This window comes from Mesorhizobium sp. B4-1-4 (assembly GCF_006439395.2).
Taxonomy (GTDB): domain Bacteria; phylum Pseudomonadota; class Alphaproteobacteria; order Rhizobiales; family Rhizobiaceae; genus Mesorhizobium.
Map to the genome: position 1 here is coordinate 148,998 of NZ_CP083950.1, position 24,719 is coordinate 173,716.

The 24,719-nt window shown below is 58.2% G+C and carries 22 protein-coding genes; 14 read left to right on the forward strand and 8 right to left on the reverse strand.

Going from position 1 to position 24,719, the window contains the following annotated elements; all coding sequences use genetic code 11:
* Window positions 1-42: 42 nt before the first annotated feature.
* The 3 genes from phnD to FJW03_RS00710 all read right to left on the reverse strand — a co-directional run bounded on the left by phnD (window position 43) and on the right by FJW03_RS00710 (window position 3,077).
* Window positions 43-939, reverse strand: coding sequence for a phosphate/phosphite/phosphonate ABC transporter substrate-binding protein (gene phnD, locus FJW03_RS00700; protein WP_140762385.1), 897 nt, complete (start codon window positions 937-939; stop codon window positions 43-45).
* Between the two features lie 12 nt (window positions 940-951).
* Entirely contained in the window at window positions 952-1,767 is an 816-nt protein-coding gene (gene phnC, locus FJW03_RS00705; RefSeq protein ID WP_140762388.1) for a phosphonate ABC transporter ATP-binding protein, read from the reverse strand.
* A 125-nt stretch (window positions 1,768-1,892) separates the two neighbouring features.
* Window positions 1,893-3,077: an NAD(P)/FAD-dependent oxidoreductase gene (locus FJW03_RS00710; RefSeq protein ID WP_181173207.1), complete on the reverse strand. Its 1,185-nt coding sequence runs from the start codon at window positions 3,075-3,077 to the stop codon at window positions 1,893-1,895.
* A 112-nt stretch (window positions 3,078-3,189) separates the two neighbouring features.
* Here FJW03_RS00710 and FJW03_RS00715 point away from each other — a divergent pair, with 112 nt between their 5' ends.
* A complete protein-coding gene (locus FJW03_RS00715; RefSeq protein ID WP_181173208.1) occupies window positions 3,190-3,894 on the forward strand; it encodes a GntR family transcriptional regulator in 705 nt (234 codons plus the stop codon).
* A gap of 991 nt (window positions 3,895-4,885) precedes the next feature.
* Window positions 4,886-5,281, forward strand: coding sequence for a DUF3085 domain-containing protein (locus FJW03_RS00720; RefSeq protein WP_140762397.1), 396 nt, complete (start codon window positions 4,886-4,888; stop codon window positions 5,279-5,281).
* Between the two features lie 107 nt (window positions 5,282-5,388).
* Here FJW03_RS00720 and FJW03_RS00725 read toward each other — a convergent pair whose 3' ends face one another.
* Window positions 5,389-6,315 carry a LysR family transcriptional regulator gene (locus FJW03_RS00725; protein ID WP_140762400.1) on the reverse strand — a complete coding sequence of 309 codons (927 nt, stop codon included), beginning with the start codon at window positions 6,313-6,315 and terminating at the stop codon, window positions 5,389-5,391.
* A 126-nt stretch (window positions 6,316-6,441) separates the two neighbouring features.
* Between FJW03_RS00725 and lysA the strand changes: the two genes are divergently transcribed.
* The 7 genes from lysA (at window position 6,442) to FJW03_RS00760 (ending at window position 14,463) form a co-directional block, all read left to right on the forward strand.
* Window positions 6,442-7,803, forward strand: a complete 1,362-nt coding sequence (gene lysA / locus FJW03_RS00730) for a diaminopimelate decarboxylase (RefSeq protein ID WP_226890539.1) — start codon at window positions 6,442-6,444, stop codon at window positions 7,801-7,803.
* Entirely contained in the window at window positions 7,803-8,696 is an 894-nt protein-coding gene (gene dapF, locus FJW03_RS00735; protein ID WP_140762403.1) for a diaminopimelate epimerase, read from the forward strand. The genes lysA and dapF overlap by 1 nt, the downstream gene beginning before the upstream one ends.
* Window positions 8,697-8,788: 92 nt before the next feature.
* On the forward strand, window positions 8,789-9,892 hold the full coding sequence (locus FJW03_RS00740; RefSeq protein WP_140762406.1) for a polyamine ABC transporter substrate-binding protein: 1,104 nt from the start codon (window positions 8,789-8,791) through the stop codon (window positions 9,890-9,892).
* Between the two features lie 90 nt (window positions 9,893-9,982).
* Window positions 9,983-10,972, forward strand: coding sequence for a succinylglutamate desuccinylase/aspartoacylase family protein (locus FJW03_RS00745; protein WP_140762409.1), 990 nt, complete (start codon window positions 9,983-9,985; stop codon window positions 10,970-10,972).
* Window positions 10,973-11,005: 33 nt separating this feature from the next.
* Window positions 11,006-12,844: an ABC transporter permease subunit gene (locus FJW03_RS00750; protein ID WP_226890540.1), complete on the forward strand. Its 1,839-nt coding sequence runs from the start codon at window positions 11,006-11,008 to the stop codon at window positions 12,842-12,844.
* 16 nt (window positions 12,845-12,860) lie between these two features.
* The gene (locus FJW03_RS00755; protein WP_140762412.1) at window positions 12,861-13,931 is read left to right on the forward strand and encodes an ABC transporter ATP-binding protein; all 1,071 of its coding nucleotides are present in this window, start codon (window positions 12,861-12,863) and stop codon (window positions 13,929-13,931) included.
* A gap of 325 nt (window positions 13,932-14,256) precedes the next feature.
* Window positions 14,257-14,463 carry a hypothetical protein gene (locus tag FJW03_RS00760; protein WP_140762415.1) on the forward strand — a complete coding sequence of 69 codons (207 nt, stop codon included), beginning with the start codon at window positions 14,257-14,259 and terminating at the stop codon, window positions 14,461-14,463.
* A 457-nt stretch (window positions 14,464-14,920) separates the two neighbouring features.
* On the opposite strand, the gene FJW03_RS00765 is transcribed toward FJW03_RS00760, so the two are convergent.
* Window positions 14,921-15,235 (reverse strand): hypothetical protein, encoded by a 315-nt coding sequence (locus tag FJW03_RS00765; protein ID WP_319022899.1) that lies wholly within the window; start codon window positions 15,233-15,235, stop codon window positions 14,921-14,923.
* A gap of 449 nt (window positions 15,236-15,684) precedes the next feature.
* Between FJW03_RS00765 and FJW03_RS00770 the strand changes: the two genes are divergently transcribed.
* The 3 genes from FJW03_RS00770 (at window position 15,685) to FJW03_RS29995 (ending at window position 18,353) form a co-directional block, all read left to right on the forward strand.
* Entirely contained in the window at window positions 15,685-16,284 is a 600-nt protein-coding gene (locus FJW03_RS00770; RefSeq protein WP_226890541.1) for a hypothetical protein, read from the forward strand.
* 451 nt (window positions 16,285-16,735) lie between these two features.
* Window positions 16,736-18,193 carry an ABC transporter transmembrane domain-containing protein gene (locus FJW03_RS00775; protein WP_264296507.1) on the forward strand — a complete coding sequence of 486 codons (1,458 nt, stop codon included), beginning with the start codon at window positions 16,736-16,738 and terminating at the stop codon, window positions 18,191-18,193.
* Window positions 18,126-18,353 carry a hypothetical protein gene (locus tag FJW03_RS29995; protein WP_264296536.1) on the forward strand — a complete coding sequence of 76 codons (228 nt, stop codon included), beginning with the start codon at window positions 18,126-18,128 and terminating at the stop codon, window positions 18,351-18,353. Before FJW03_RS00775 ends, FJW03_RS29995 begins: the two co-directional genes overlap by 68 nt.
* Here the strand turns inward: FJW03_RS29995 and FJW03_RS00780 are convergent.
* Complete coding sequence (locus tag FJW03_RS00780) at window positions 18,350-19,108, reverse strand: GntR family transcriptional regulator (RefSeq protein WP_226890734.1); 759 nt, start codon at window positions 19,106-19,108, stop codon at window positions 18,350-18,352. The two genes, FJW03_RS29995 and FJW03_RS00780, sit on opposite strands and share 4 nt — an antisense overlap.
* Window positions 19,109-19,353: 245 nt before the next feature.
* Between FJW03_RS00780 and FJW03_RS00785 the strand changes: the two genes are divergently transcribed.
* Together FJW03_RS00785 and FJW03_RS00790 are read left to right on the forward strand one after the other, a co-directional pair.
* Window positions 19,354-20,571 (forward strand): extracellular solute-binding protein, encoded by a 1,218-nt coding sequence (locus tag FJW03_RS00785; RefSeq protein WP_181173210.1) that lies wholly within the window; start codon window positions 19,354-19,356, stop codon window positions 20,569-20,571.
* 65 nt (window positions 20,572-20,636) lie between these two features.
* Window positions 20,637-21,959, forward strand: coding sequence for a M24 family metallopeptidase (locus tag FJW03_RS00790; protein WP_140762428.1), 1,323 nt, complete (start codon window positions 20,637-20,639; stop codon window positions 21,957-21,959).
* Window positions 21,960-22,272: 313 nt separating this feature from the next.
* Here FJW03_RS00790 and FJW03_RS00795 read toward each other — a convergent pair whose 3' ends face one another.
* Together FJW03_RS00795 and FJW03_RS00800 are read right to left on the reverse strand one after the other, a co-directional pair.
* A complete protein-coding gene (locus FJW03_RS00795) occupies window positions 22,273-23,358 on the reverse strand; it encodes a PLP-dependent aminotransferase family protein (protein WP_226890542.1) in 1,086 nt (361 codons plus the stop codon).
* A gap of 52 nt (window positions 23,359-23,410) precedes the next feature.
* On the reverse strand, window positions 23,411-24,676 hold the full coding sequence (locus FJW03_RS00800; RefSeq protein ID WP_140762434.1) for an extracellular solute-binding protein: 1,266 nt from the start codon (window positions 24,674-24,676) through the stop codon (window positions 23,411-23,413).
* Window positions 24,677-24,719 lie beyond the last annotated feature (43 nt).

Genomic DNA, 24,719 nt, shown 5'->3' on the forward strand with positions numbered 1-24,719 from the left:
AATGCCATGGTGCGGCCATATCTCTTTTTCTTCTTTGGAGAATCATTTTTTAATTGATGAGAGGGTCCTTTTAACCTCGTCGAGTTTTCGCGTAGAATCGTAGTCTTTGTCGGTCGCGATCACGATCTTCGCAACGCCGCCGGGCAGCGCATCCAGAACGACCGGATCGGCAAAACTTACAAGCGCGTCCTGATACGCCTTCTTTAGGCTTGCCGGCAGCGTCGCCCGAAGGACGTAGGGAGGATTCTGGATCAGTTCCGAGGTCCAGACCGCGCGTAGGTCTGCCTCTTTGGCAACGCCCTGTTTAACCGCGACGCTCTTGTAGGTGTCCGAGAAGGCCGCGACATCGACCTTCCCGTTCACCAAGGCTTCAATAGAGGGTAGCGCCCCGCCCGCAAAAATGACCTTCGAAAAGTAGTTTTCAGGCCGTATATTCAGTTTGTTGATGAAATGATCCATCACCACGAGGTAGCCACTGGTTGAGTTCGGGTCACTGAAAGCAAGCGATTTGCCCCGAGCTGCCTCAAGGCTCTCTATGCCGGAATCGGCACGCACCCAAAGCGACCCGCGATATCCCGTACCGCCAGCCTTGGTCGATTCGACGGCTATTGCTTCTGCACCCGCATTCTTCTGGGCTAGGACATAAGCCTCCGCACCGATGCGACCAGCGTCGACTTGTCCATTTGCCATCGCGACAATGACGGCTGCGACATCTGTTACCTTATAGGTGGTTATTGGAATTCCGATCTGCTTCTGAACGTGTGCAAGAATCTTCGTATAGGCGTCGATCACCTTTTCGCCCTCGTTGGGAACGATCGCAAAGCGAAGCTCTTTTGGCCAGCCTGTGCGATCCTGAGCAAGTCCTGGCTCAACAAGCACGAATGAACTCATGACGGCCAGTCCGAACAAGGTGGCGCGCCGTGTCAACGTTGCAAGCATGGAGGTATCCTTTCAGAACACTGGTGAAGCCGAAACGAGAGCCGGGCCATCATCACTCGCAGATGGGCCATAGAGCGAATCGACCAGCTCAGCTGTCAGCTCAGCCGTTGGGCGGTCGAACACGATTGAGCCATCCCGAATGCCAACCACGCGATGTGCGTAGTCCTTGACGACCTGGATGGAGTGCAGGTTGACAATGACTGGGATGTTGTCGACGTCGTTGATTTCGCGAAGAAGCTCCATCACACGCTGTGAACTCGATGGGTCAAGCGACGAAATCGGTTCGTCCGCGAGCATTATCTTGGGCCGTTGCGCCAATGCTCGTGCGATGGCAATGCGCTGCTGCTGCCCGCCGGAAAGGGTGTCGCAACGCTGTTTGGCTTGCGTGGACAGGCCAACCCTGTCAAGCAAGTGCATTGCCAGTCCGACATCTTCCCGGCGGTGGGCACCGACCACCGTTCTGGGCCAGGAGTTGAAGCCCAAGCGCCCGAGCAGAACGTTCTCGATCGCGGATAGACGCTTGACGAGGTTGAATTGCTGAGAAATGATGCCAATGTTGCGCCGTAGTTGACGGAGTTCACGCTCTCCGCTCAGGCGCAATTCAAGCGACCCCACCCAAACCTCGCCTGAGCTTGCTCGCACCATCCCATTTAGCAAGCGCAGTAGCGTGGATTTACCCGAGCCAGATGGGCCAACCAGCGCGGTGATATTGCGCTGGGTGAAAGAGCAACTTACGTTGCTGAGCGCCTGTCGGCCATTCGGGTATTGGTGGCTCACGGAACGCAGTCGGATAGCGAAATTGCGCGATGTATCCGGGCCCGCGCTCATTATTGCTCCCTTCGCGTTTTCGTCTGATTGGGAGGCCGCAGAGATAGGTCGACCATGTCGCAGCCCTTCTCGAGCAGGCAGATGATCGTCCGGCGCGATAGGCGTCCCGCTAGGCCGTGAAGCCATCAGACGTGTCCCGTTGCGGTAGCATCGTTTTTCGGGGGAGAAGCCCTCACCTGATCTCCTGGCCCCCAGGGTGCAAACTCGTCACGGAGTTGTACGGCGCCATCCAGGAAACGCTGCGGGCGGTAGTCAGCTAGGTCCGGATTGTCGTTCCCATCGATTATTTCGCCAGCGAGCAGCTTGCCGACCAAGCCGCTAAGGGAGATCCCGCTGTGCATGACAGCGATAGAGAGGTTCGGCATTTGCGGAATGCGGCCCACAATCGGCAACCCGTCGCCAGGAATGGGGCGCACTCCTACACGGACGGTTTCAACTTCATTTTCGCCAAAATTTCGGATCCATGGCTTGACAAGCAAGGCAGTCTCTTGGGCATAGCTCTGTGCCTCGGCTGCGCTTGGTATTTCCTTGCGGTAGTCAGTGCGGCCAGCCAGAATCCGCCCCCCACCTTCTGGCTTGAAATGAACCTGCCCAGCATAGACGACATGTCTCAGGCGAACCGGCAGCGGTCGTGTAACGAGTGTCACGCCCGGCTGTGTATTGATTGGCAGCGAAACCCCGATCTGGTCCAGAAGGGCCTTCGAATCCGGCCCATTGCAGACGAGGGCCTGGTCCGCATCGAGGATCCGCCCGGAGGTTAGAACCCGGACGGTCGTTGGCGTGTGTTCGATATTCAGAACTCGCTCGCCGCTCGATACCTTGACACCGAGATCCTGTGCAGCACGCAGAAGCAGTCCAATCATTGGAGCCGGTTCAAGACGTCCTTCCTCTGGCATTCGGACAATTGGATAGTCCGTCTCAGGGAAAATAAGGTCGGGCTCCAAGTCGGTCATGAGCCGCTTCGCGGTCCAGCGCTCGTATCTGAGCCCGGCCTCCGATGAAGCGGCCAGGTGCTTTTCCAACTGAGCAGCATCAGCTTCGTTGTTCGTATAAAAAATGCTGCCATCGCCATGGACGATGTCGCGAGCGCCAAGTCTTCCAGCAAGCTCGTGCCAATAGCGAAGCGCGCGAAGCCTCAGCATCGCATAGCGACCGGAAAACCGTACGGCATTGAGATAAGCGAATGTGGAGGTCGACGTGCCGTAGCCTGGGCGCACCGCCTCGATGACTTCAACGTCTGCCCCTTTGCCGCTAAGATGATACGCAAGTGACGCACCAACGATCCCGGCTCCGATGATGACGATTTTCATATTCGCTCCTGCTTCACATATTCGAACAAGTATGGGAAAACTGTAACACCGGCATGACAATTGGCGGATCTGCTCGGCCGGTTCCGGACCATCCCTCGAGGAAATTTTCATTTTGACGATCATTGCTCGCGAAAAAGTAGGCCAAGCACTCAAGGAAGAAATTGCAAGTGGAGTCGCCAAGCCGGGCATGCAGTTGCCCAGTGAAAGCGCGCTCGCCGCTCGTTTTGGGGTTGGGCGAGGGACAGTCAGAAGGGCACTGGCGGCCCTACAGACAGAAGGGTTTGTGCGCACCGAGCACGGGCGTGGCAGTTTTGTACAGGAGGCGATTTATCCCTATGAACTTTCCCGCGGCAGCCGCTTCTCTCACACGCTGGATGGCCTGGGCGTTTATGAGGCTCGCGAGACAGTGCGAAACGGGATCGTCGATGCGAATGGCCGAATTGGGCGCCTGCTTGGTTTGCAGCCGACCGAGAAGCTTGCGCTCATTGAAGTTGTGAGCTTCGCACAGGGACTTCCTCTTCTTGTGGCATCGAATTTTGTGTCTGCTGCTCGCTTCCCTGGCATCGGCGACGCCTACGAACGGAAACAATCGCTCTCCGCCGCGCTGAGGCTATACGAGATGACCACGCAACACCGGACACACACGGAAATCGGTAGTCGTTTGCCCAGCGCGGAGCAGGCTAGGCTTCTTCGGCAACCGAGAACCAGCCCAATCACTGAAGTAGAGAACATGGTTGTCGATCAGTCTGGAGTGCCAAGCTGGGTAGAAGTTTTGTGTTTCGCTTCCAATCGCGTGCGGCTTATTCTGGAAAGGTGACGCCTAGCGTCGACAGGTCATTCATCGACTGCCGCGCTTGTCTTCGTCCTCCGAGCTGCGGCGCTCCTCAGCGACCCGCAACGCGCCCGGCTCTCGCCGTGAATTCGTGCTCTTGCTGCACCCCTACCTTATCATCACTGCCGACCCTCGGAGAGTTTGGCCTCCCGGCGGGGAGAATTGAGTAGCATGAGTGAAGACGCATCGCGCGAACCCCGTTCGTAGATACTTCTTGCCTGCGCAGAGGGCAGCGACTCAACAGCGCCGTGGAAAATCTGTGCAAGACAAGAATGTGATCGCATGGAACAACATGCGTACTTGTACCATGCGGTGATTATATCTCATCTGCCAAACTTTGAAACGATCAACAAATTCTATTAGGCATCTCTAGAGTTACTGAGAATTATAAATTAATCGCACCGAGCTATTAACAGTCCATCATGTGTATGTTACCGAGTCACAGCGGAACGAGGGCAGAAGACCGCGAGAAGCCGGTAAAGTGGTGGGTGACCGAGGTGCTTTGTGTTGGGGGGGCTTGCATTTGTGTTTTGTGCGATCAAGAATTTTGGAAAGGATAGCCATGGTTAAGTTCATCCGAGTTGTGACGAATCATCAAATTATACGAGAAGGACACCTACAAGGTGAAGAATGCTTCGTAATACGTGTGTAGAGGGTTCGCAGCCGATGTTTGTTTTCACGGCCGCCGCCAATGGGGCGTTGATGGTGCAGCCGAGACTTCCTGAGGGAACCGCCAACCGGCAAAAAATCTTTTTGGGGCCCAAATCAGTTCCGGTGTGCGCCACATCCGGTCGGAAACCGGAAAGTCCATCAAATTCTTTGCCGAAGGGACGGCTAAGCAGTCCATCCCTTTCCTCCTGCTGCTCCACATCTTGAGGACCGCAACGTCCATTGTTCGATTGGATGCCAAACGTTTCCGGGAAGCCCACGATCAGGAAGGAACCGTCGGCATCACGTTCTCAAGACGGTCAAGTCTATGTTCACTTTTCCCATTCTTGGTGTCCGCAAAGTTATCGACCGCGGCATTGCCGATGCTGCCGCTAATGGCGGGTTCCGCGATCCGTTTTTCAGGACGCGGTGCAATGAGGGCGACCGGCCCGGCCTCTGGCTCATCAATGACGAGGGTGTCTACCTTATGTCCAACGGCAAGCTCGCCGAGGGTTCACCCACGCTGTTCTACTCGGAGCAATGCCACCCGATTGGCAATCCCGACTGGCGGGACTATAAGCGCCGTCACTTCGGCGGGGCAGCCCGTATGGAGTTCATCGAGGCCGAGCGGTTGATCCCGCTCTTCGACCGCAACTTCCGGGCAACCCACCTCAATGTACAGCTCGCCGGATCCGACATCGGGCTGTCTTTGATCGCGCGCTGATCTCTTCCTTTGATCATCACGCTCGCTCCGACCGATCCTCATCCGCCAAGGCCAAGACCGTCCGCGTCCGCACGAATGCTTGCGATGATCGGCTGAAACAGCTTATCTCATGCCGGATGCGCCAGTGATATGATCAACCGTTGCCTAATTTCTTCCGCGACCTGATGCAACACTCGAAGAAACTGGTCACCATGGGCGGATCGAAGTGCCTTGGCAGGCCTCCAGAGATTCAGCTGATAGGTGATCTGGACGCTCAGCTTTCGCAGGACGATCCCTCTGGTCGCGTAATGTGCGGCCGTTAACGGGTTGACGATCGAAACGCCAACCCCGGCGGCAACCATCGAGCAAACGCCGGTGGCAGTGGTGGTCTCGACTGAATACCGGCGGGATATACCCGCCGCATCGAAAATCTGGTCGAGCTTGCGCCGATATGGATCCTCTTGGGAGAAGTAAACGAAAGCGAGCCCTTCGAAATCCTGCGGGTCCAGGACCGATTTCGAGGTCAGGCGATGTCCTGCAGGAAGCACGCACACGAGTTCGCCCACGTTGATCGTCTCAGTGGCGGCCTCGTCGTAGTCATAGCTTCCTTCAGTTAGCCCGATGTCAAAAAGCTGCGTCGTGAGGTCATGACGTAGCGCTACTTCTTCGAGTGAGTGCACGGAGAGGTGGACCTGCGGGCGGCTTTTCAAAAAGCGATTGGCTACAACAGGCAAAATCGCTTCCGCATAGGCAGGGATGCACGCGATCCGCAGGTGCGCGGCATCATACCCCTTGATCGCCGCCGCTACGCGGCCGATCTCATCCATGCCGACAAATGACCGCGCCACTACAGCGTGGAGCAATTGCGCCTGACTTGTCGGGGTCAAGCGCCTGCCGAACCGACTGAATAGATCGAAGCCGATATGCTGTTCTAATTCGCGTAACTCGCGGCTGATGGTCGGTTGCGATGTCGCTAGAGAGGCCGCCGCTGCTGTCGTGCTTTTGTGGACCATGACGGCATTGAAGATTTCCATTTGGCGCTGGCTGAGCCGCATATTGCCTTCCCGAACATATCAGAAATGAATTAAAGCATGGCAATAATGTATTTTCCAGTCTGAAAAATTTCTGGAATGATCCCTCGAAGTCGCAAAACCGCATCCGCGAGACGATGGGAGCCTTTTATGGCCGAACATTCGATGACCCTGGTTGAGCCGGACGGCGGCACCGGCGAGCGCGACCCATTGGTCTATCGCGATGAGGTCCTTCATATTGAGGGCGTTCGCGTTGATGCGATTGCCCAGGCAGTCGCAACACCCTTTTATTGCTACTCCTCCGCCGCAATAAGAGAGGCATACGGGACCCTGTCGCGCGCGTTGAGCCCCATCGGCGTTTCGGTCTGCTTTGCCGTAAAGGCGAACTGCAATGTGTCCGTTCTCGGCCTGCTAGCTGAATTGGGAAGCGGCATGGACATCGTATCGGGCGGCGAACTCGAGCGCGCTCTCGCCGCAGGTGTGCCGGCTTCGAAGATTATATTCTCTGGCGTCGGCAAGAAACGGGCCGAGATCGCCCGCGCACTGGAGGTGGGGATCCACCAGATCAACGTCGAATCCGCTGCGGAACTCGACGTTGTTATCTCCGTAGCAGCCGCCCTCGACCTGCGCGCGCCCGTCGCGCTGCGAGTTAATCCGGACGTCGATGCCCACACCCATTCTAAGATCAGCACAGGGAGGAGGGAGGACAAATTCGGCATTGCGATCGAGATGATACCCGCTCTCTTCGCCAAGGCAGCTGCTGCGCCGGAACTCGATGTTGTGGGGCTTGCCGTCCACATCGGTTCACAGATTCTGGATCTCACCCCCTATCGGGAAGCCTATTCCCGTATGGCAGATCTTGTTGCGTCCCTGCGATCCCGGGGGCTCCCCGTGCATCGTCTCGATCTTGGCGGTGGGATCGGCATTCTTTACGATCAAAACGCAGGTCGGGAGATCGGCGAATACGCGGAAATCGTCCGTGAGACAGTCGGCGATATCGGATGTGAACTGACTGTTGAGCCAGGGCGTTGGCTGGTCGGGCCCGGAGGGGTTCTCGTGACTGAAGTCCTCTACGTCAAAGAAACGGGCGATCGGCTCACCGCGATTGTCGATGCGGGCATGAACGACCTCATGCGGCCGGCGCTTTATGGCGCTGTTCATCCTGTTCTGCCCCTGAGACACGATCGCCAGGTAAACTCGCACATCTATCAGATTGCGGGCCCAGTTTGCGAGAGTTCCGATGTCTTCGGCACCTATGCGGCCCTGCCGCCATTGCAGTTGGGCGACCGGCTCGTGTTTGGCTGCGCCGGTGCCTACGGCGCCTCCATGGCATCGACCTATAATTCGCGCGATCTGGCGGCTGAAGTCCTCGTCGATGGCGATCGTTTCCGGGTTATTCGGCGCAGGCAAACCATCGAGGCGATGCTAGCCCTGGAGGAGGGATCTGAGTGGCAGATACCTCGTGCAGAGCCTGCAAAGGACGTCGAACGCGTATTTAGGCAGACAGCGTGATGAAACACATCGAATTTCTATCGCGACCTGCATCGGTTGAAACCCCGCTGCACTGGCCATTCGTCAAGATGCACGGTCTTCAGAACTATTTCGTCATCCTCGACCGGCGCGACGGTAACAAGCGATTTGATGTCGAAGACGTCATTCGCATATGCAGCGCTAACACCGGGCCTGGCGGTGAGCAATTGCTGACCATCGAGCGGCCGTCGAGTGAGGGACTAAGCGCCGGCGCCTACGCGGCGATGAGGATTTTCAACATCGACGGCCAGGAAGTTGGGGCCTGTGGCAATGCCACACGCTGCATGGCCTATCTGCTACTCGAGGAGACCGGCAAGGACGAGGTGAGGATAGAAACCACAGCCGATGTCCTGCTATGCCGTAGGGCCGGACTGAGCGAGATCAGCGTCACGCTTGGTCCGATCAGCATGGATTGGCGCAAGATTCCCTTATCCCGGGAGGCTAATACGCACCACCTACCGGTGGAAAGCGGGCCACTCAAGGACGGGATCGCGCTCAATGTCGGCAACCCGCATGCCGTTTTCTTCGTAGATCGGCTCGATAACATCGACATGCCCCGCTATGCACCCGCAGTGCAAAATGATCCTCTCTTCCCTGAGGGCGCGAACGTAGGCGCGGCCGAGGTCCTGGACGAACGGACGCTCAGGCTCGTGGTCTGGGAACGCCCCGGCATATTGACGACGGCATGCGGAACCGGTGCGTGTGTCGCGGCATATGCGGCGCGCAAACGAGGTCTCGTGACCTCGACGTCCATCGCAGTTCATCTTCCTGCCGGAAAGCTGGAAATCGAACTTCTTGGCGACGATCGGGTCATCATGACCGGACCAGTCGCGTTTTGCTGCCACGGATTCATAGAAGGAGGCAAGCAGCGCTAGTCACGAATGCGCCGCGGATCATGGCTCGGATCGTCGCGGTACCGAATACAGGCGTTAGAGAGCCACCACCACAACAAACAGGGGAATGAACGATGCAAGCCACGACCATTTCTTTTGCATTCAGCGCTGCGCTCTTCGTGTCGGCACTGCCAGGTGCTGCGCAAGCGCAGGATGTCCCAAACAACCTCAAGGGGACAGGCGAAGTCGTCGTCACGTCGGGCGGCGGAACCTGGGAGGAGGCCCAGAAGAAAGCATTCTTTGATCCGTTCACGCGCGATACTGGCATCAAAGTGGTGCTGGTTCCTGAGGATCACGCCAAACTGTTGGCCTCGGTCAAGCTTGGGCAGCCCGCGGCCGACATCACCGACATACCCGGCGGTGAACTGTCGGCTTGGGTCGGCAAGGACGCTGCCGAGAAGTTTGACTACCGCTACTTTGGCAAGGAAACACTGACCGGCATGCCGGAGCAGATGAAGGCTGAGTATGGCGTTGGCTCTTTGCTCTACTCTATTGGCGTCGCCTACAACACCAAGAAGTACCCGGAGGATGGGAAGCATCCGAAGGACTGGGCGGATCTCTACAACGTTAAGGAATTCCCTGGAAAGCGGGCGTTGCCGAAATGCGACAAAATTCTCGATGGCGGCTTGCTTGAGGGGGCCCTACTTGGCGATGGCGTCACCCCGGATAAGCTCTATCCCCTCGACATGGACCGTGCTTTCGCTAAGGTCAAGCAGTTGATGCCCGATGTGGGGCGCTGGTGGGTGGCAGGCGCCGACGCTCCGCAAAGCCTGATCGACGGCGAGGTTGATTTGGCGGCAGCTTATAACGGTCGGATCAATACTGCGAAGAAGCAAGGCGCACCGCTCGCGTTTTCGTGGGACCAGTCCTTGGTTCAATTTGACTATTGGATTGTCATGAAGGACACGCCCAACAAGGAAAACGCATTCAAGTTCCTTGCCTATATCTCTCGTCCGGAGCCGCAGGCGGCGTTTGCTGAGGCAATTTCTTACGGCCCAGTGAACAACGAGGCCTACAAGGTCATCCCCAAGGACGTCGCGCAAATTCTCCCGGGCGCGCCGGAACTTGTGAAGAAGCAGGTGTTCCAGAACTACGCATGGTGGAGCGAGAAGCGGCCTGACGGCCAAACCAATTACGACGCTGCGCTCCAGCGCTGCGTTGCGCTTCTGTCGCAGTGAACACCGAGAGTCGCTGCGGGGCCATGCGGTGCCCGCGGCGACCGCCTTGGCGAGGACAATCTCGGCCGACCGGCCGACAGGGAAAAATTGATGCAAGTCACTGCCTTAAACAATAGCTGCGCCTACGGGCAGCCAGGCATTTTCCGCGGGCATCTGCACTTCGGTAACGCTCGACTTTCCGGCTACAGCTGGCCGCTTTGCGAGGTCCGCGGCACGAGGCCGGGTCCCCGGCTCTGCGTATCGGCCGGAGTCCATGTCAACGAGGTCTCCAGCATCGAAGCCGCCGTGCGCCTGCAACGGTTGTTCGATCCGGAAACGATCAAGGGATCCGTCTCGATCATTCCCCTGATCAATCAGCCCGCGATGTACAAATACTCCGAATATGTCTGCCCGATCGATGATAAGAACATCAACTTCACCTTTCCCGGCAAGAGCGACGGAACGTTCTCCGAGGCGCTGTGCGACGCGATCATGAACGAATGGTGCGCCGGCACCGACTGCTATGTGGACCTGCATGGCGGAGACCTGCGGGAGAACGTGGCGAGGTTTTCCATTTTCCAGCATACGCAAAACGCCGAACTCGACGCGCTGGGGCGGCGTGTTGCGATGTGCTTCGATGCCGACATCGTGATGGGGCTGCCGGCGGCCCATATGGAGAAGCCTGGCCGGCCTCCCACCGGTTTTGCCCGGCACGGCCGGCTTGCCTTGATGTCCGAAGCGGGTTCGAACGGGCTTTTGGACGAGGGAGCGATCTGCTTCCACGTCGAGGGTGTGCTCAACATCGCCCGCACGCTCGGGATCCTCGATACGCCCGTGGCCCCGTTCCGAAACGCCCGTGTACAATGCGATGACTACCTCTGGGTCGACTGCCCGGTGGACGGTGAGTTCCATGCCGAGGTCGAGCCGGGCGAGAGGATCAAGAAGGGCCAGCGCCTCGGCACCATGCGCGATTTGTTCGGCGAGACGCTGGTCGAGATTGGCGCACCTGAAGAGGGCCTCCTTCTGTGGCGCATAACGCATCCGTCGATTCCGAAAAGTGCTCCGGTGCTTGCTGTTGCAGTCGCGGAAAAGCCGCTTTAGGCATAGAGCACGCAGCGAAGGAACGCGATTAATATGACGCTGCTGGACGCACGAAGAGCTGCCGCTTACACCGTGGAAAGAGTGGCCAAGAGGCATGATTACATGAACCGGCTCTTGGCCAATCACTGGATCCGTGGCGCCATTGTTGCCGGGCCGCTCATCATCCTTCTGGTCGGTTTCCTCCTCATTCCATTGTCGATCATCGTGTGGGGCAGCATCGAAGGCACCAAGCTGACCTTTGCGCATTACGCGGGCATAGTCTCCGATGAACTCAACTTGAAGATCCTGCTTTACACGCTCAGGATCGGGCTGATCGTGACCGTCCTTTCTCTGGCGGCAGGCTATCCGGTTGCCTATCTGTTGACGCAGATAAGGTCTCGCGCGTTGTCGACTGTGACCGTCTTCATTCTCATTCCGCTGTTCACGGCCTTTCTGATCCGGACCTATGCCTGGATCATCATCCTCGGCCGCCAGGGGCCAATCAACAATTCGCTCATCTGGCTCGGCCTAATCCGCGAGCCCTTGCCACTCCTCAACACCACTTTCGCCGTCGTGATCGGGATGGTGCATGTGTTCATCCCCATGGCGATTTTCACGATGTATTCGTCAATGGTGCGGATCAACCACGATTTCGCGCGCGCGGCGCAGATTCTTGGCGCAAGGCCGGTCCAAGCGTTCCTGCGGGTCTATTTCCCAATGTCACTTCCGGGGGTTTTCTCCGCGGGGATCCTTATCTTCATCGTTGCAATTGGATTCTATATCACGCCGGCCCTTCTCGGGGGCCCCAGTGATACAATGATATCTCAGCTGATCGTCACGCAGATGACGACGCTGTTGAATTTCGAGCTCAGCTACGCGTCGTCGATCTTGCTTCTTCTCGTCACGATCGGCATTCTTTTCCTTGCAAGCCTGTTCATTCCTCTCGAGATGATCTGGTCTTCCGCGACTGCCGAATTGTCGAACCGAAAGCCACGCGCAAAATCCCGCCTGGTGTCGGGGGCCAAACGGACCTTGAATCCGGTCCTTAGCGCTATCGAAACGCTGGTTCATGCGGCGACCAAACCGCTTCTAACCCACAAATCGCGCTGGCTCTGGGCCTATACGATAGGAGTGATCGTATTTTTGACGGCGCCCCTGATCGTCGTGGTCCTCCTTTCGTTCAGCTCGTCGCAATTCGTGGTCTTTCCCCCTCCAGGCCTATCGCTGCAATGGTGGGTGAAGCTGGCGAACGCGACCGACTGGCATGCAGCCTTCCTCTTTTCGATGAAGCTCGGGATCACTGCCGCCGCTTTTGCGACTCTCATCGGCACGATGGGGGCCTTCTGGCTGGTGCGCACCACGCTGCCCATCAAGCGAGCGCTCTTCCTCTTCTCGCTGGCACCTCTCATGGTGCCTGTGGTCATTATCGCGACATCGCTCTATGTCTTCGAGGCGCACGTTCATCTGCTTGGCAGCTTCGCCGGGCTGGTGATCGGGCATGTCCTTCTGTCCGTACCCTATGTCATCGTGATCATGGCCGCGGCATTGCGCGGCTTCGACCAGTCGCTGGAAAAGGCGGCTGCCATCCACGGCGCGCGTCCGCTGCAGGTGCTCCGCCTCGTGACATTGCCAATCCTGAAGCCGGCACTCCTTACCGCAGGTCTTCTTGCTTTTCTGACCTCGTTCGATGAGTTGCTGGTCGCCATCTTCTTGATCGGGCGGCAGACGCCGACACTGCCGATCAAGTTCTGGGGCGATATCAAGTACCAGATTGACCCGCTGCTCAGCACCGCTTCGACCTTCATTGTCCTGCTCGTGACTGTGGCGATCTTGCTGGCGCAGTGGATCAGGGTACGGCATGAGAAGCGGACATCGGCTAGCGTCAGCGAGTGAGCGATTGGAGATAACAATGTCCACCAGCCTTGAAATGAAAAGCATACAGAAATTTTACGGCGCGCTCCACGTCGTGCGGGACTTCGATCTCTATATCGAGCCGGGCGAGTTCGTAACCTTCCTCGGGCCGTCCGGTTCGGGTAAAACGACGGCGCTGAAAATGATTGCGGGGTTCGAAACGGTCAGTTCCGGTGACATATTGCTCGGAATGCGCTCGATCGTCGATGTGCCTCCCTATGAGCGCGGCATCGGCATGGTCTTCCAGAACTATGCGCTCTTTCCGCATATGACGGTGGCCGAGAACGTTGCCTTCCCCCTGACGGTGCGCAAGGTCGCGCGGGCGGAAAGTGAGGAGAAGGTCCAGCGCGCACTGCGGCTGGTCAAGATGGCAGAGTATCGCGACCGCTACCCCAATCAGCTGTCCGGTGGGCAACAACAGCGCATCGCCCTCGCTCGTGCCATCGTCTTCAATCCAAGCGTTCTGCTCATGGACGAGCCGCTGGGCGCTCTCGACCGCAACCTGCGCGAACATATGAAGATCGAGATCATGCGAATCCAGAAGGAGCTGAACATCACCGTGGTCTTCGTCACCCATGACCAGGACGAAGCGCTCATCATGTCCGACCGGATTGCCATCATCAACGAAGGCAGGCTCGTCCAGGTCGCCGACAGCCGGAGCCTCTACTACAGCCCGCAGGATCGGTTCGTCGCGTCATTCGTCGGCGAGTCCAACCTTCTACCCTGCCGTATCGAACGCGTTGAGAACGGTGCAGGCAAGGTGACCATCGCCGAGCGTGCCCCAGGGGTGGCGCGCCTATCCGGCCAGACGAGAGGCCAAGCGGGATGGCTGTTTGTGCGACCGGAGCATGTAGACATCGACCCGCGCGGTGCGACCTCCGACGTTGAGAATGCTCTCGAAGGCATCGTCGAGGATGCGCTCTTCCTGGGCGAAATGACACGCTACGCCATCCGCTGTGGAGAGGAGATCATCACCGTCAAGCAGCAGAATCGCGGGCAGGCCCATTTTGCGGGCGGAACACCGGTTACCGTTTCTTGGAAAGCCGACAACTGCATCGTCTTGAACTGAAGGCCAGGGAAGGCACGATCGACGTTTTAGATGCGTGGGCCGCCCCCATTCCGCTTGCGCTGCCGGCCATGTCACAAACACTCAGGCAGTATGCGCTTCGTCGCGTGCGGAGTGTAAGCTTACGCGTCTGCAGCTGTTTCGAAAGCTGTCTCCGCTGGTCCCTAATTCATGCCTTCATGCGACGCAAGCCGATCGCGCAAAAGTCCTGTGCTCATGCCATGGGATTTCAAACAGAGCTGCACGGTTCTGCTCGCCCCGTGATGGAAAGCTCAAACATCATTGTCTCGAGCGTGCCGCATGCAGCACAGCTGGCCCAATACCTTCGGTGACTGGATCCCACTGGAGCATTGGCATTCTCGGCCGCTTCGAAATCGGCTCCGCCGCCCTGAAGGCTGGCGAGCTTGTCGTGAAGTCTGCAATCTCTGGCGAAACGCTCGCCCGGCTGGCATCATCACTTGTTCAATTTTCCGGTTACCGTCTGGTCGTGAAACGCGGCGCTCGCATCGGTCTGCGGCAATTCGATCATCTGTAAACGCGTCCCGGATCGAATACCGGGATCAGCTCGAGCAGCAATGCTGCCTCTCTGATCAAACTCGCGAGTTCCTGATCTCGGGCCTCACAGTCAGCCAACTGTTGCCTCACCGTCTGGATCACTTGATTGGTCGAAACGGCGGATCGGCGACTGTAGTCGCCAAGGACAAGCAGAATCGCTGCCTGCAAGGCCACCTCCCGCCCGGTCCAGCCTGGCTCCTCCTTCAGCCCGAATGTCCTGGTCCGCTCCCTAGCGGAAAGCAAATGGAAGGTTAATAAAGCCACACTCCTTCAATATTCAAGGTGTGAGTAGCTTACTCCAAAGGAATGCGATCGAATTTGCCGTAGGTCAAATCCGATGTTTTTGGTGGAATATCAATTGCCTCCTATCAGCATGAAAACCGCCAACACTTCTCGGATTGTCATTGTGGTACTATGCAGGTCGGACGAACCCCCAGCTACTGTATTCTCCGATTCTCGGTCCAATGCGTGGCCGGCGAGCCGGGGTCCAGATATCGACCGAGTGAGCGCAGATAGGTGACGATCTCTGGAAGCAGGTAATCACGGTCACCAAACTCTTCGTTTATGCGCCTGAGTTCGTCCTCTGCCGCACCCGTCTCACGGGGCTCGCCGAGCACATAGCCATAGTGGCCAATAGCGCAGATGTCGCAGCGGGCAGCGATGACCTGGGCGACGAACGCGGGGATGTCGTCTGCTTTCATGAGCCGAATATTGCCTGTCATCGTAGAAATTTCTCCCTGTTGCTTCGGCATTGCAGTTCCGCTGACGCTCAATTTGGTCGAATCTAGGCCCTTGCGTAACCTGTGCACTTACATGTTAGTTAGCGTTTGCCCGGCTTGAATCACTGGCCGTGATCTCGACCGCCAGCGCTGTCTCCAGATGAGTCCAGAAGCTGTCAGCGTGAGCGGTCCACGAATTAGCTGGGGCGACTATCAGCGAAAGCGTATCCGATAGTTGCAGCGCGCCGTCCTCTGCGGTAGTCGCCGTTTCAATCATCTCCTTTGGACCCGGGGAAGACTCCGGACAGCGTATGCATCGCAACATTGAAGGCTAACCAGATCGGAAGGGCCGATCCGCCTGCCAGCTTTGCTGATAAGTGTCCGTGGCTGAAGCAAGCAACACCTCGGCTGTCATCCGCCGCTGCCGTCGACAAGAACCGATGATTACCCAAGCCTAATTTATTCAAGAGAGACGATAATCCATGACATCCGGATCAAACGGCTTACTTCTAATCGGCACGTCGCACGTTGGAAAGTCGACATGTGCCAATAACATTGGCAGCGCCATCAGATGCCCTGTTATTTCGACCGACATGCTGGGACGTCACCCCGGTCGGCCTTGGACGGGTGTGCCGGATGCCGTTCTCGAATTTTATCATCGTATGTCGGATGATGCTATTCACTGGTTCCTACAGGTGCACCATGAGAACATGCGCCCTCTCATCGGTGCTAAAATAGAGGCAGTGCGGGAAACGGGTGAAGGCTTCATATTAGAAGGGGCCGCTCTTCGCCCGGAATACCTTGGCGACTGGCAGATCGGAGAAGCCTTGGCTGTGTGTCTGCACGTCGAACCCAATTCCCTGCGGGAGCGCATCCGAACGGGCAGCAACCATTCGCAGCAGAACGACACCATCAAAGTCGCAATAGACAAGTTCACGGAACGGTCCGTCCGCGAAAATGAAGCCCTGGCTGAAACTGCCGTCAGAAACAAGATTGAGGTGGTTGATGTCACCGACTTTAAAGGCGCCGACCGTCTGGCAAGAGAATTGGCATCTCGACTTGTTGCCTCACCTGGGCTCTGAAACGGCAGTCCGCGCTGCCGCCTTTTGTGTACCGCCAGGAACAAAAGTTCCGCGCACTCGATAATTGCTCCGGATCGGGTGGATATGTTGTTCGGGATATCGGCCTGCTTTGACGGGCTGGAGCTTGGAAATGGATGAACAAATGCGAGCGAGTGCTGAGAGGCCGATTGCCGCAATCGCGGATACGGCGACGCCCGGATAGACAAGGGACACCTGACAACTGACACAAACGCGGGTCACAATCCGAATCATCAACTTGACTGCTCTCTGTCGACGGGTCGCCGTGCCTGGAGAGCACAGTCTCCTCCCAACAAGGATGCCAGACCCGCATTGTTCCGCGGCCGAGACCCTGGCTGTACTTAAATCGGGTTCGTGCTGACCGATGACAAAACGTGCCATTCTCGCTCCGATCTCCGAGATCCTGCGTGCCTACTGGAAGTCAGACCGCTGGATGCTGCTCGTCGTCACGGTCGTCGTCTTGCTCTCCAGTGTTGCAAGCATCGCCGCTCCCCTTCTTTTCTCGCGCCTGATCGACCGCTTGCCGCAGGACAGCTTCCCGACGGTGCTCGCCTGGGGCTTCGTGGCCTATGCCGTGCTCTTGGGGCTGTCCTCGGCGCTGCAGCACATGGTGCAGTACCTCTCCCTCATGAGCGCGGAGAATCTCGGATTCATCAACGGCACGCGCTTCTTTGAACGCATCCTGAAGAAGACCAGCACCTTCTTCGTCGAACACAACCCGGCGGAGATCCAGAATGCGAGCCAGCGCGGCCGCAGCGCGTTGACGACGCTGGTGCAACTCGGACTTATCGTCTTTATCCCCGGCGCAACGCAGATCCTGCTTACGCTCGCTACCCTCGGCACGCTGATCAATGCCGAGGTCGCGGCGATCGTCGTGATTTATGGCGTTGCCGCCGTCACGCTCTCGCTGATCTCCGCTCGTCGCGCCCGGGTCTTCCTCGACAAGGCTATCGAGGCCGGGCAGGAGAATGCCCGCTTTGTTGGCAACGCCATGAACGCCATGGAAACGCTCAGGCATTTCGGCAGCCATGGCTGGATGAGCCGGCGCTTTACGGCGAAAGCCGAGGAGGTGCGTGATAACTGGCGCGCCTATGTGCTGCAGCGCGTCGCGTACATCGCGGTGCTGGGCTTGGGTCTCTCCGTCCAGTTCGCAGTCACGTTCCTGCTGCTCTTGCCGCGCTATGGGGCCGGGACGCTGACGATCGGCGATGTCGTGCTGTTCAACACACTGCTGCTGCAGCTCAACATGCCCTTCGAGATGATCGCCCACGCCATCGACGACGTTGCACGCTCGCGGGCGGCGCTTGTCCCGCTCGCAGCCATGTGGGCGGCGCCCGAGGAGCGGCAGGTCTTGCATGCGCCGACCTTCATGCCGAGCGAGGGGCGCATCGTCTTTGAGGGTGTTAGTTACAACTATGCCAACGGGCGTGGCGTAGCGGCTATCGACTTTACGGCCGAGCGCGGCGGCGTCACCTTCCTCGTCGGCGAGACGGGCTCTGGCAAGTCGACCCTCTTCAAGTTGGCCCTCAAGTCGGCCGAGCTTGCTCAGGGCCGTATCCTTGTCGACGGCGTCGATCTTGCGACGATTGGCCGGCCTGACTGGTACAGCGCGGTCGCGGTCGTGCCGCAGGACGCCGTGCCGCTCAACGAAAACCTGGCCGACAACATCCTGCTCGGCCGTCCGCGCGATGAGATGCGCCTGCGCCGGGCCGCCGAGAAGGCGGCGCTACTGTCCTTCATCGAAGCCTTGCCCGGAGGCTTCGAGACGACGGTGGGCGAACGGTGCCTGAAGCTGTCGGGGGGGCGAGCGTCAGCGCATCGCCATTGCCCGCGCACTCTACGGCGATCCAGCGATCCTTTTTCTCGACGAGGCCAGCTCGGCACTCGATGAGGCGACCGAGCGCGACATAATGGAGCATATCCGCTTGCTCGCCACGGATGTGACGGTACTCGCGATCACCCATCGGCGAAGTGTGATTACCCAGGCCGATAAGATTATCGACCTCATTGGCGGTGGTCTGGCCGGCTCCAGAGGCCGGGACTGCACCTAAATTAGCGATATTTCCTCGTCGAGATGGAAGCACACTCGGCTGCTCGGGTAGCTCATGAAAGAGAGGAAGCATGGCGACTTGTCGCCATCCACGATCGACGAAATTGTCTCTATCACGTACTCAGTCCGGTCGATGTTCAAGGACTGCTCTTCATACAAGGTCGGTGGCCTGGCCCCGATCCGGATGGTTGCCCTGTGAAGGCCTTTTCTGCCGCAGTTCTTGATCAGCTCCGGGAACGAAAGGTGCGCCTGAGTTTGAAACAGCTCTTCGCATATCTGTGTTAAATCCGGAAAACTCGAGACAGCGAAGACATTCTCTCCAACGCCGATGTCCTGCCCGTCAGCCGTGGCTTTCACACGAACGCCGGTTATGGAATCGCCGGTTCCCACTCCAAGCTTTCTGGCGACGTCGGAAGACGCTGTGCTCAATTCAATCCCGAGAATTCGACGTCTGCCTAGAATGTTGAGGGCGCGCAGGTTTTGATCGAGGAAGATCGTGCCACCGATCCGAAAGGCCAATGGTTGATCGGTGACGAAAGTACCTCTGCCCTGCTCGATGCGGAGCATGCCCTGATTCCGAAGAGCGCTCAGCGCACGACGCATCGTCTGTCGCGCAACACCATAGTCCTTGGCGAGCTCGGTATCCGGAGGGAGTTGCTGGCCAGGCGCAAATGCTCCGCCCCGAATCTCCCGTGCGAGCCTTTCGTACACTTCTCTCCACAGAGTTACCCCAGTCTCACCCGGTCTAACGTTCATCGCATTCGTCAGCTTTCCATCTGAAACAAGGGCCCAGGTCCTGATCACGCTTGTACGTCACAAAAATATCACGTGACAAGAAAGATCCATTCATATATTCGTCCGCATCACCAGACGACTATGAAAGCGGATGAATTCGGTTCAGAGGCTTCATCGCCGGCGTTCGCCCACATGTCCCTTGTTGAACCGGAGGTCATCGAATGAGACACTTATCATCTAGGAAAAGTCGGCTGGTCGGCGCGCTCATGGCAGTGCCGCTGGCGCTGGGCATCACCTCCCAAGCTCATTCCGAGGACTTGAAGATCCTCTACTCCGCTTCGAACCTCATGGTTCCGGTGCACGATGCCTTCAAGAAGGACTTCGAAGGCAAGCATTCGAGCGTGAGCGTAAAGTTCGAGCCGACGCTCGAGTATCCCGATGCCATGGCATCGACCCTGCGCGGGTCCATCATCGGCATCCTTCCGGATGTCGGCTACTACGGCATCTCGGATATCTGCTTCCTCGCAGAACGCGGTATTCCCAGGCCACTCGACCCGATCATTAATGCGGATCCAGACTGGAAGACACTCGGAATGCCGGATTCCGCACTGGATGTCGCCAAATGCAAAGGCGTGTCCTACGGCATTCCCTTTAGCGCGTCCTACATGGTTGTCATCTTCAACAAGAAGCTGGTCGAGCAGGCCGGCGGCGATCCCGGCCATCTTCCTACAACTTGGCCGGAAATTATTGCCTTGGCTAAAAGGATCCACAGTCAAAGTGGCGGTATCGCGTTGAACTACGAGGCGTCGTCGAGCTGGAGCTTCATGACGCTGGTCTTAAGCCAGGGTGGCAAGATCCTCACCCCGGACGGGAAGGATATCGCTTTCGATTCCGATGCTGGTCTCAGAGCGCTTCAAATCGTCGCCGATATCGGTGCAGCCCGCGCTCATATAGACCTTACGAAAGCCCAGCAGCGGCAATCCTTCAATGCTGGAACTTTGGGCATCCTTGTCGACTCCTCGAGCGGCCTTGCCGCATACAAGAGGGCGGCTAACGGGAAGTTCGACCTGCTGGTGGTTCCGTTCCCGATATCCAGCGATGGCAAGGTTCCTGCCTCTGGAATGGCGGGCGTTCTGACTGCCAAGGATAGCGGAAAGCAGAAGCTCGCATGGGATTACATGAAATATGCCGCGTCAGTCGACGGCCAGACCGACGTCGGCAGGATGACGGGCTTCCTACCGTTCAACGAAACGGCGATGAAGCAAGCCGACAAGCTCGGCGACTATTACGACCAGCGCCCGGAACTGAAAGTCGCGGCGCAAAGCGTGAAGAACGCAACTGCTTGGCCAAGCTTTCCCGGTCCGAACGGTCTGAAGATTCATCAACTCATTATCGACTATATGCAGAAGGTCTACACTGGCGTGCTGGCTCCCGATGTCGCTTTGGCTGGCATGGCGAAGGATACTCGCGCTCTGATCGAGTGAACCGCCGATATCTCCGGGAGCGTTCGCTGAACCGCTCTCCATCCTGAACATTGTAGGAATACTGAATGTCGCACGATGCGCTTGTCGAAGCAGGTCGGCCAGAGGTCGATTATAAAAACAATACCGCTTGGACCTTGGAAGCTGGGTCGTCCTCTGTCGCCGATGCCTTTCCTCCCGCGAGCGTTCTGAAAAAGTACGGTCTCGCGGAGAAGAGTTACGAGCTGGATGTCGAGCGACTCCACCGCTATCGCATCGCCCGAATCCAGGCAGCCATGGACGCCACAGATTGCGACGCGGTTCTGCTCTTCGATCCCGTCAACATCCGCTACGCGACCGGTGCCCGGAACATGCAGATTTGGACGATGCGCCACCCTGGCCGGTATTGTCTCGTCCTACGCACGGGCCGCGTCATCCTGTTCGAGATGGGCCGCCGGGTCCATCATGCCGCCGGCCTGCCGATCGTCGACGAGGTGCGGACAGCTCAACCGTGGTTCTTCTACTACGCAGGACCGGAAGCCGCGACCCACGTCAGAAGCTTCGCGGGCGAGGTGGCGGAAATCGTGGCGCGCTCCCGGGCACGTATCAGCATTGATCGTATTGATCAACAAGGCCTGATCGCGCTCGAAGAGAGCGGTCTGATGCCTACCGACGACGCGCAGAAACTTATGGAGCATGCGCGTAGCATCAAGTCGGAAGACGAGGTGACGGCGACGCGAATGGCGATCGACGTCTGCGAGGCGGGGATAGGACGCATCAGGCAGGAACTGCGGCCCGGGATCAGCGAGCTGTCTCTATGGTCCGTGTTTCATCAGACCAATATCGAACTGGGGGGAGAATACATCGAGACCCGCCTGCTCACCTCCGGCCCAAGGACAAACCCCTGGCATCAGGAGGCAAGCCACAAGGAAATCCAGGCAGGCGAAATGGTGACGTTTGACTGCGATCTCATCGGCCCGCTCGGTTATGGTGCAGATCTTTCTCGGGCCTTCGTCTGCGGGAGGCAGCCCGATGCAACGCAGAAGGACCTGTACCGGCGAGCCCTTGATCAGATCATGTTCAACACGGAGCTGCTTCAGGTCGGTGTCTCCTTTTCCGAGATCATCGAAAAGGCATGCCATCTTCCCGATGAATACCACCAGTGGCACCGCGTTTCGCACGGCAACGGAATGAGCACGGGCGAATATCCCGCGATCGGACGCCGACCTGGCTTTGCCAGCGGATCGATCCATCAGGGACACGTCGAAGAAGGTATGGTTCTGTGCGTGGGCACCTTCGCCGGACTGAAGAGCGGAGGGGAGGGTGTCAAGCTGGAGCATCAGCTTGTCATCAGAGCCAATGGCCCGGAACGGCTTTCGTCCTCGCTTTACGATCCTGACTTCTGCGGCTAATCGAGCTCCGGTGCGGCCCTTACATATCAAGCGGACTGCGCCTGGTCCCAAGCGACCGAAAAGATCAGGGAAAGAAGAACGATGACAAAACCAAAGATGTTGAGAGACAGGATTGTTGGACGTTTCTAAACCGTCCATGGCCCGCGTTCCTCACCGCCTATTAGCGCAGCAGCACGGATTTGCGGCTGCCGACCTGCGATGGGGACTCGCGGTGCTCCGGGTTAGCCCAGAGTGACCACGGGCGGCTCGACGTCGCCTCCGGTGCGGCATCGGCCTGGAACGACCCCTTTGCCGATCCCCCCGCAGGCGCCGCCTACCCGCACAGACCCTTGACGATCTCAAGGCCACGAGCCAGGTCCTCGGAACTGTCCGGCGCAGTAACGGATAGCCTGACAGCATGAGGCAGGACAGGACGATCGCGCGTAGCATAGAAGCGGCTGTGGCGAATGCACACGCCATGCTTCTCGGCTTGAAGCACGACGTCGTCCATCGACCGGCCAGGGGAGAGTGGCAGCCAGACGTTCATTGCGGTGCGCTTTGTCCTGAGACCTGGCACGTGCCCCAGTATGGACGCGGCGATATACTGGCGGCGGCGAATTTCTTCGCCCACGTCGCGCACGATCAGGTCGATCTCTCCACCTTCCATGAGATCTGCGAGCAGCATGGCCGAAAGAGCGGGAACGAACCAGCCGGAAAAAACGGGCGCGGAGGCGATCAGCTTCTGTGCGGCAACCGGATCTGGACACACCAGAATGGTTTCCCGCAGGCCGAGGCCGACTGTCTTGCTGAGCGTCTGCAGATACCACGAGCGTTCCGGCGCAAGCGCGGAGAGCGGGGGCAGGCCCACATCGTCGAGCATTCCATGGACGTCGTCTTCGATGATTGTCACATTGTGACGGCGGGCGATTTCGGCGATCGCCTGCCTCCGCTCCAGTGGCATGACAGAGGTGGTCGGGTTGTGGAGTGTTGGATTGCAATAAACAAGCGCAGGTCCATGGCGGCGGCAAGCGTCGTTGAACGCCTCGGGGATTAGCCCCTCATCATCAATGCTCACGCCGATATTCCTCAGATCGAGGCGGGAGCTGATTTGTTCCACAGGCGTGTAGGACAGGGCCTCCGACAAGATCGGCCGGCCTTCCGTCGCCAGGGCTGCGAACAGGATCTGTAACGTGATCTGCGTTCCGCTCGTCAGAAGCAGCCTTTCCGGTGAAAGCAAGTCGAGGCGTCGCCCGACCCAGCGAGCAGCGATATCGCGCTCGCTGTCCGTCCCGTGGAAATGGTGAAGGCGCAGGGCCTCGGCGAGATCCTTTCTTCGCATCAGACGGCCGAGTGCCTCGGATACGATCGATTGGAGGAGGGGAGTCCTTGGTGCGACCGTACGGGTCAGGTCAATGGTCATCATGATGTTCAATTGAGCGGCAGCGGATTTGGGCCCCCGCCGCTCCGATCATTCAGATGCCGATCAGCTTGCGAATATGGGTGGTGACGTCCGAGAGTGCTTCGTCTGGCGTCTTCTTCAGCGTCACGACAGCGCCCATGGCAACCGTCAAGGCCTCGTTGGCCTTCGCGCCGTTTTCGCCAGGGAAAAGGTACCAGCCGGTGAGGTCCTTGATTTGCGTGAGCGCTACCGCATAATTCGGGTGCGAGGCGTAAAACGCTTTCATTTCGGCGTTCTCCAGCACCCGGTCGTTCACTGGCACGTAGCCGCTCATCTTGGCCATGATCGCCTGCCCCTTCGGGCCGGAGGCGAACTTAATATATTTCCAGGCGGCATCGCGTTGGTCGTCCTTCTTGCTGAACATCACCATGCCGTTGCCGGCCGCCGGCGCCCGCCCGCCCTCATAGAGAGGCACCGGAACCATTGCATAGGCGAAGCGATCGCCGATCGACTTGTCGAAATTGCCGAGATTGCTGCTGGTATTCTGATAGATGCCGAGCGTGCCGGCTACGAAAGCCTGGCGGGCATTGTCACGCGACATGTCCAACTGACCCGCTTCCCCGAACTTGCGCAGCATGTCCATCGTCCACCCGCCATCGCGATTGTCGATCAGCAGTTTCTTTTCGCCGGCGCTCATCATGGTACCGCCACGGCTGAACAGCAGGGTCTCAAAGGCGAAGGCACCGCTTGCCGCGTAGTCGTAGTAGATGCCGGAAATATTGCCTTTTAAACCCTCGATTGCCTTCGCAAGCGCGTTGATCTCTGGCCAGTCAGTGGGCAATCTGTCGGGATTGCCGCCGGCACGGTTGACGAGATCGAGGTTGAAGAAGATCGTCGGCGTGGAGACCGCGAATGGGATCGCAAAAGTCTTGCCCCCGATGCTGCCGATACGCTGGACGGCGGCCGGATACCCCGCCGCGTTCCAGTTGTTCTCGCGGGCGATATAGTCGTCGAGCGGCACGGCGAACTTGCGGTCCGCGTAGACTCGAATGAGGTTGAGTCCGTCATGGGAGACGTCCGGCAGGCCGCCAGTGATCTGTCCACGCAGGTTGTCCTGCATGAGATCGTTATAGGTGGCAAAGCCGCGGGCGGTCACCGTGATGTCGGGATTTTCTTCTGTGAAGGCCTTGGCGACCGCCTCGTACATGGCAGAGAGGTTGGCCGGCGAATAGGCGACTTGCAGCGTCGTCTTCGCGGCTGCGACAGCAGGGGTCTGAGGCATTGCGAGCATGCCAAGCCCTGCAAAGCCGGTGAGCAGCATTTCTCGTCTCGTGGTCATGACGTCCCTTTTCGTGGTGGTGAAATGGCGAATTATCGAGGAA

Bases quoted from the DNA above. Each gene is read 5' to 3' on its own strand.
- FJW03_RS00765 (WP_319022899.1), bottom strand. From the start codon at position 15,235: ATGCCGAAGCAACAGGGAGAAATTTCTACGATGACAGGCAATATTCGG.
- FJW03_RS00725 (WP_140762400.1), bottom strand. From the start codon at position 6,315: ATGCGGCTCAGCCAGCGCCAAATGGAAATCTTCAATGCCGTCATGGTC.
- FJW03_RS00710 (WP_181173207.1), bottom strand. From the start codon at position 3,077: ATGAAAATCGTCATCATCGGAGCCGGGATCGTTGGTGCGTCACTTGCG.
- lysA (WP_226890539.1), top strand. From the start codon at position 6,442: ATGGCCGAACATTCGATGACCCTGGTTGAGCCGGACGGCGGCACCGGC.
- phnD (WP_140762385.1), bottom strand. From the start codon at position 939: ATGCTTGCAACGTTGACACGGCGCGCCACCTTGTTCGGACTGGCCGTC.
- FJW03_RS00740 (WP_140762406.1), top strand. From the start codon at position 8,789: ATGCAAGCCACGACCATTTCTTTTGCATTCAGCGCTGCGCTCTTCGTG.
- FJW03_RS00785 (WP_181173210.1), top strand. From the start codon at position 19,354: ATGGCAGTGCCGCTGGCGCTGGGCATCACCTCCCAAGCTCATTCCGAG.
- FJW03_RS00770 (WP_226890541.1), top strand. From the start codon at position 15,685: ATGACATCCGGATCAAACGGCTTACTTCTAATCGGCACGTCGCACGTT.
- FJW03_RS00720 (WP_140762397.1), top strand. From the start codon at position 4,886: ATGTTCACTTTTCCCATTCTTGGTGTCCGCAAAGTTATCGACCGCGGC.
- FJW03_RS00780 (WP_226890734.1), bottom strand. From the start codon at position 19,108: ATGAACGTTAGACCGGGTGAGACTGGGGTAACTCTGTGGAGAGAAGTG.
- FJW03_RS00750 (WP_226890540.1), top strand. From the start codon at position 11,006: ATGACGCTGCTGGACGCACGAAGAGCTGCCGCTTACACCGTGGAAAGA.
- dapF (WP_140762403.1), top strand. From the start codon at position 7,803: ATGAAACACATCGAATTTCTATCGCGACCTGCATCGGTTGAAACCCCG.
- FJW03_RS00775 (WP_264296507.1), top strand. From the start codon at position 16,736: ATGCTGCTCGTCGTCACGGTCGTCGTCTTGCTCTCCAGTGTTGCAAGC.
- FJW03_RS00790 (WP_140762428.1), top strand. From the start codon at position 20,637: ATGTCGCACGATGCGCTTGTCGAAGCAGGTCGGCCAGAGGTCGATTAT.
- FJW03_RS00800 (WP_140762434.1), bottom strand. From the start codon at position 24,676: ATGACCACGAGACGAGAAATGCTGCTCACCGGCTTTGCAGGGCTTGGC.
- phnC (WP_140762388.1), bottom strand. From the start codon at position 1,767: ATGAGCGCGGGCCCGGATACATCGCGCAATTTCGCTATCCGACTGCGT.
- FJW03_RS00745 (WP_140762409.1), top strand. From the start codon at position 9,983: ATGCAAGTCACTGCCTTAAACAATAGCTGCGCCTACGGGCAGCCAGGC.
- FJW03_RS00795 (WP_226890542.1), bottom strand. From the start codon at position 23,358: ATGACCATTGACCTGACCCGTACGGTCGCACCAAGGACTCCCCTCCTC.
- FJW03_RS00755 (WP_140762412.1), top strand. From the start codon at position 12,861: ATGTCCACCAGCCTTGAAATGAAAAGCATACAGAAATTTTACGGCGCG.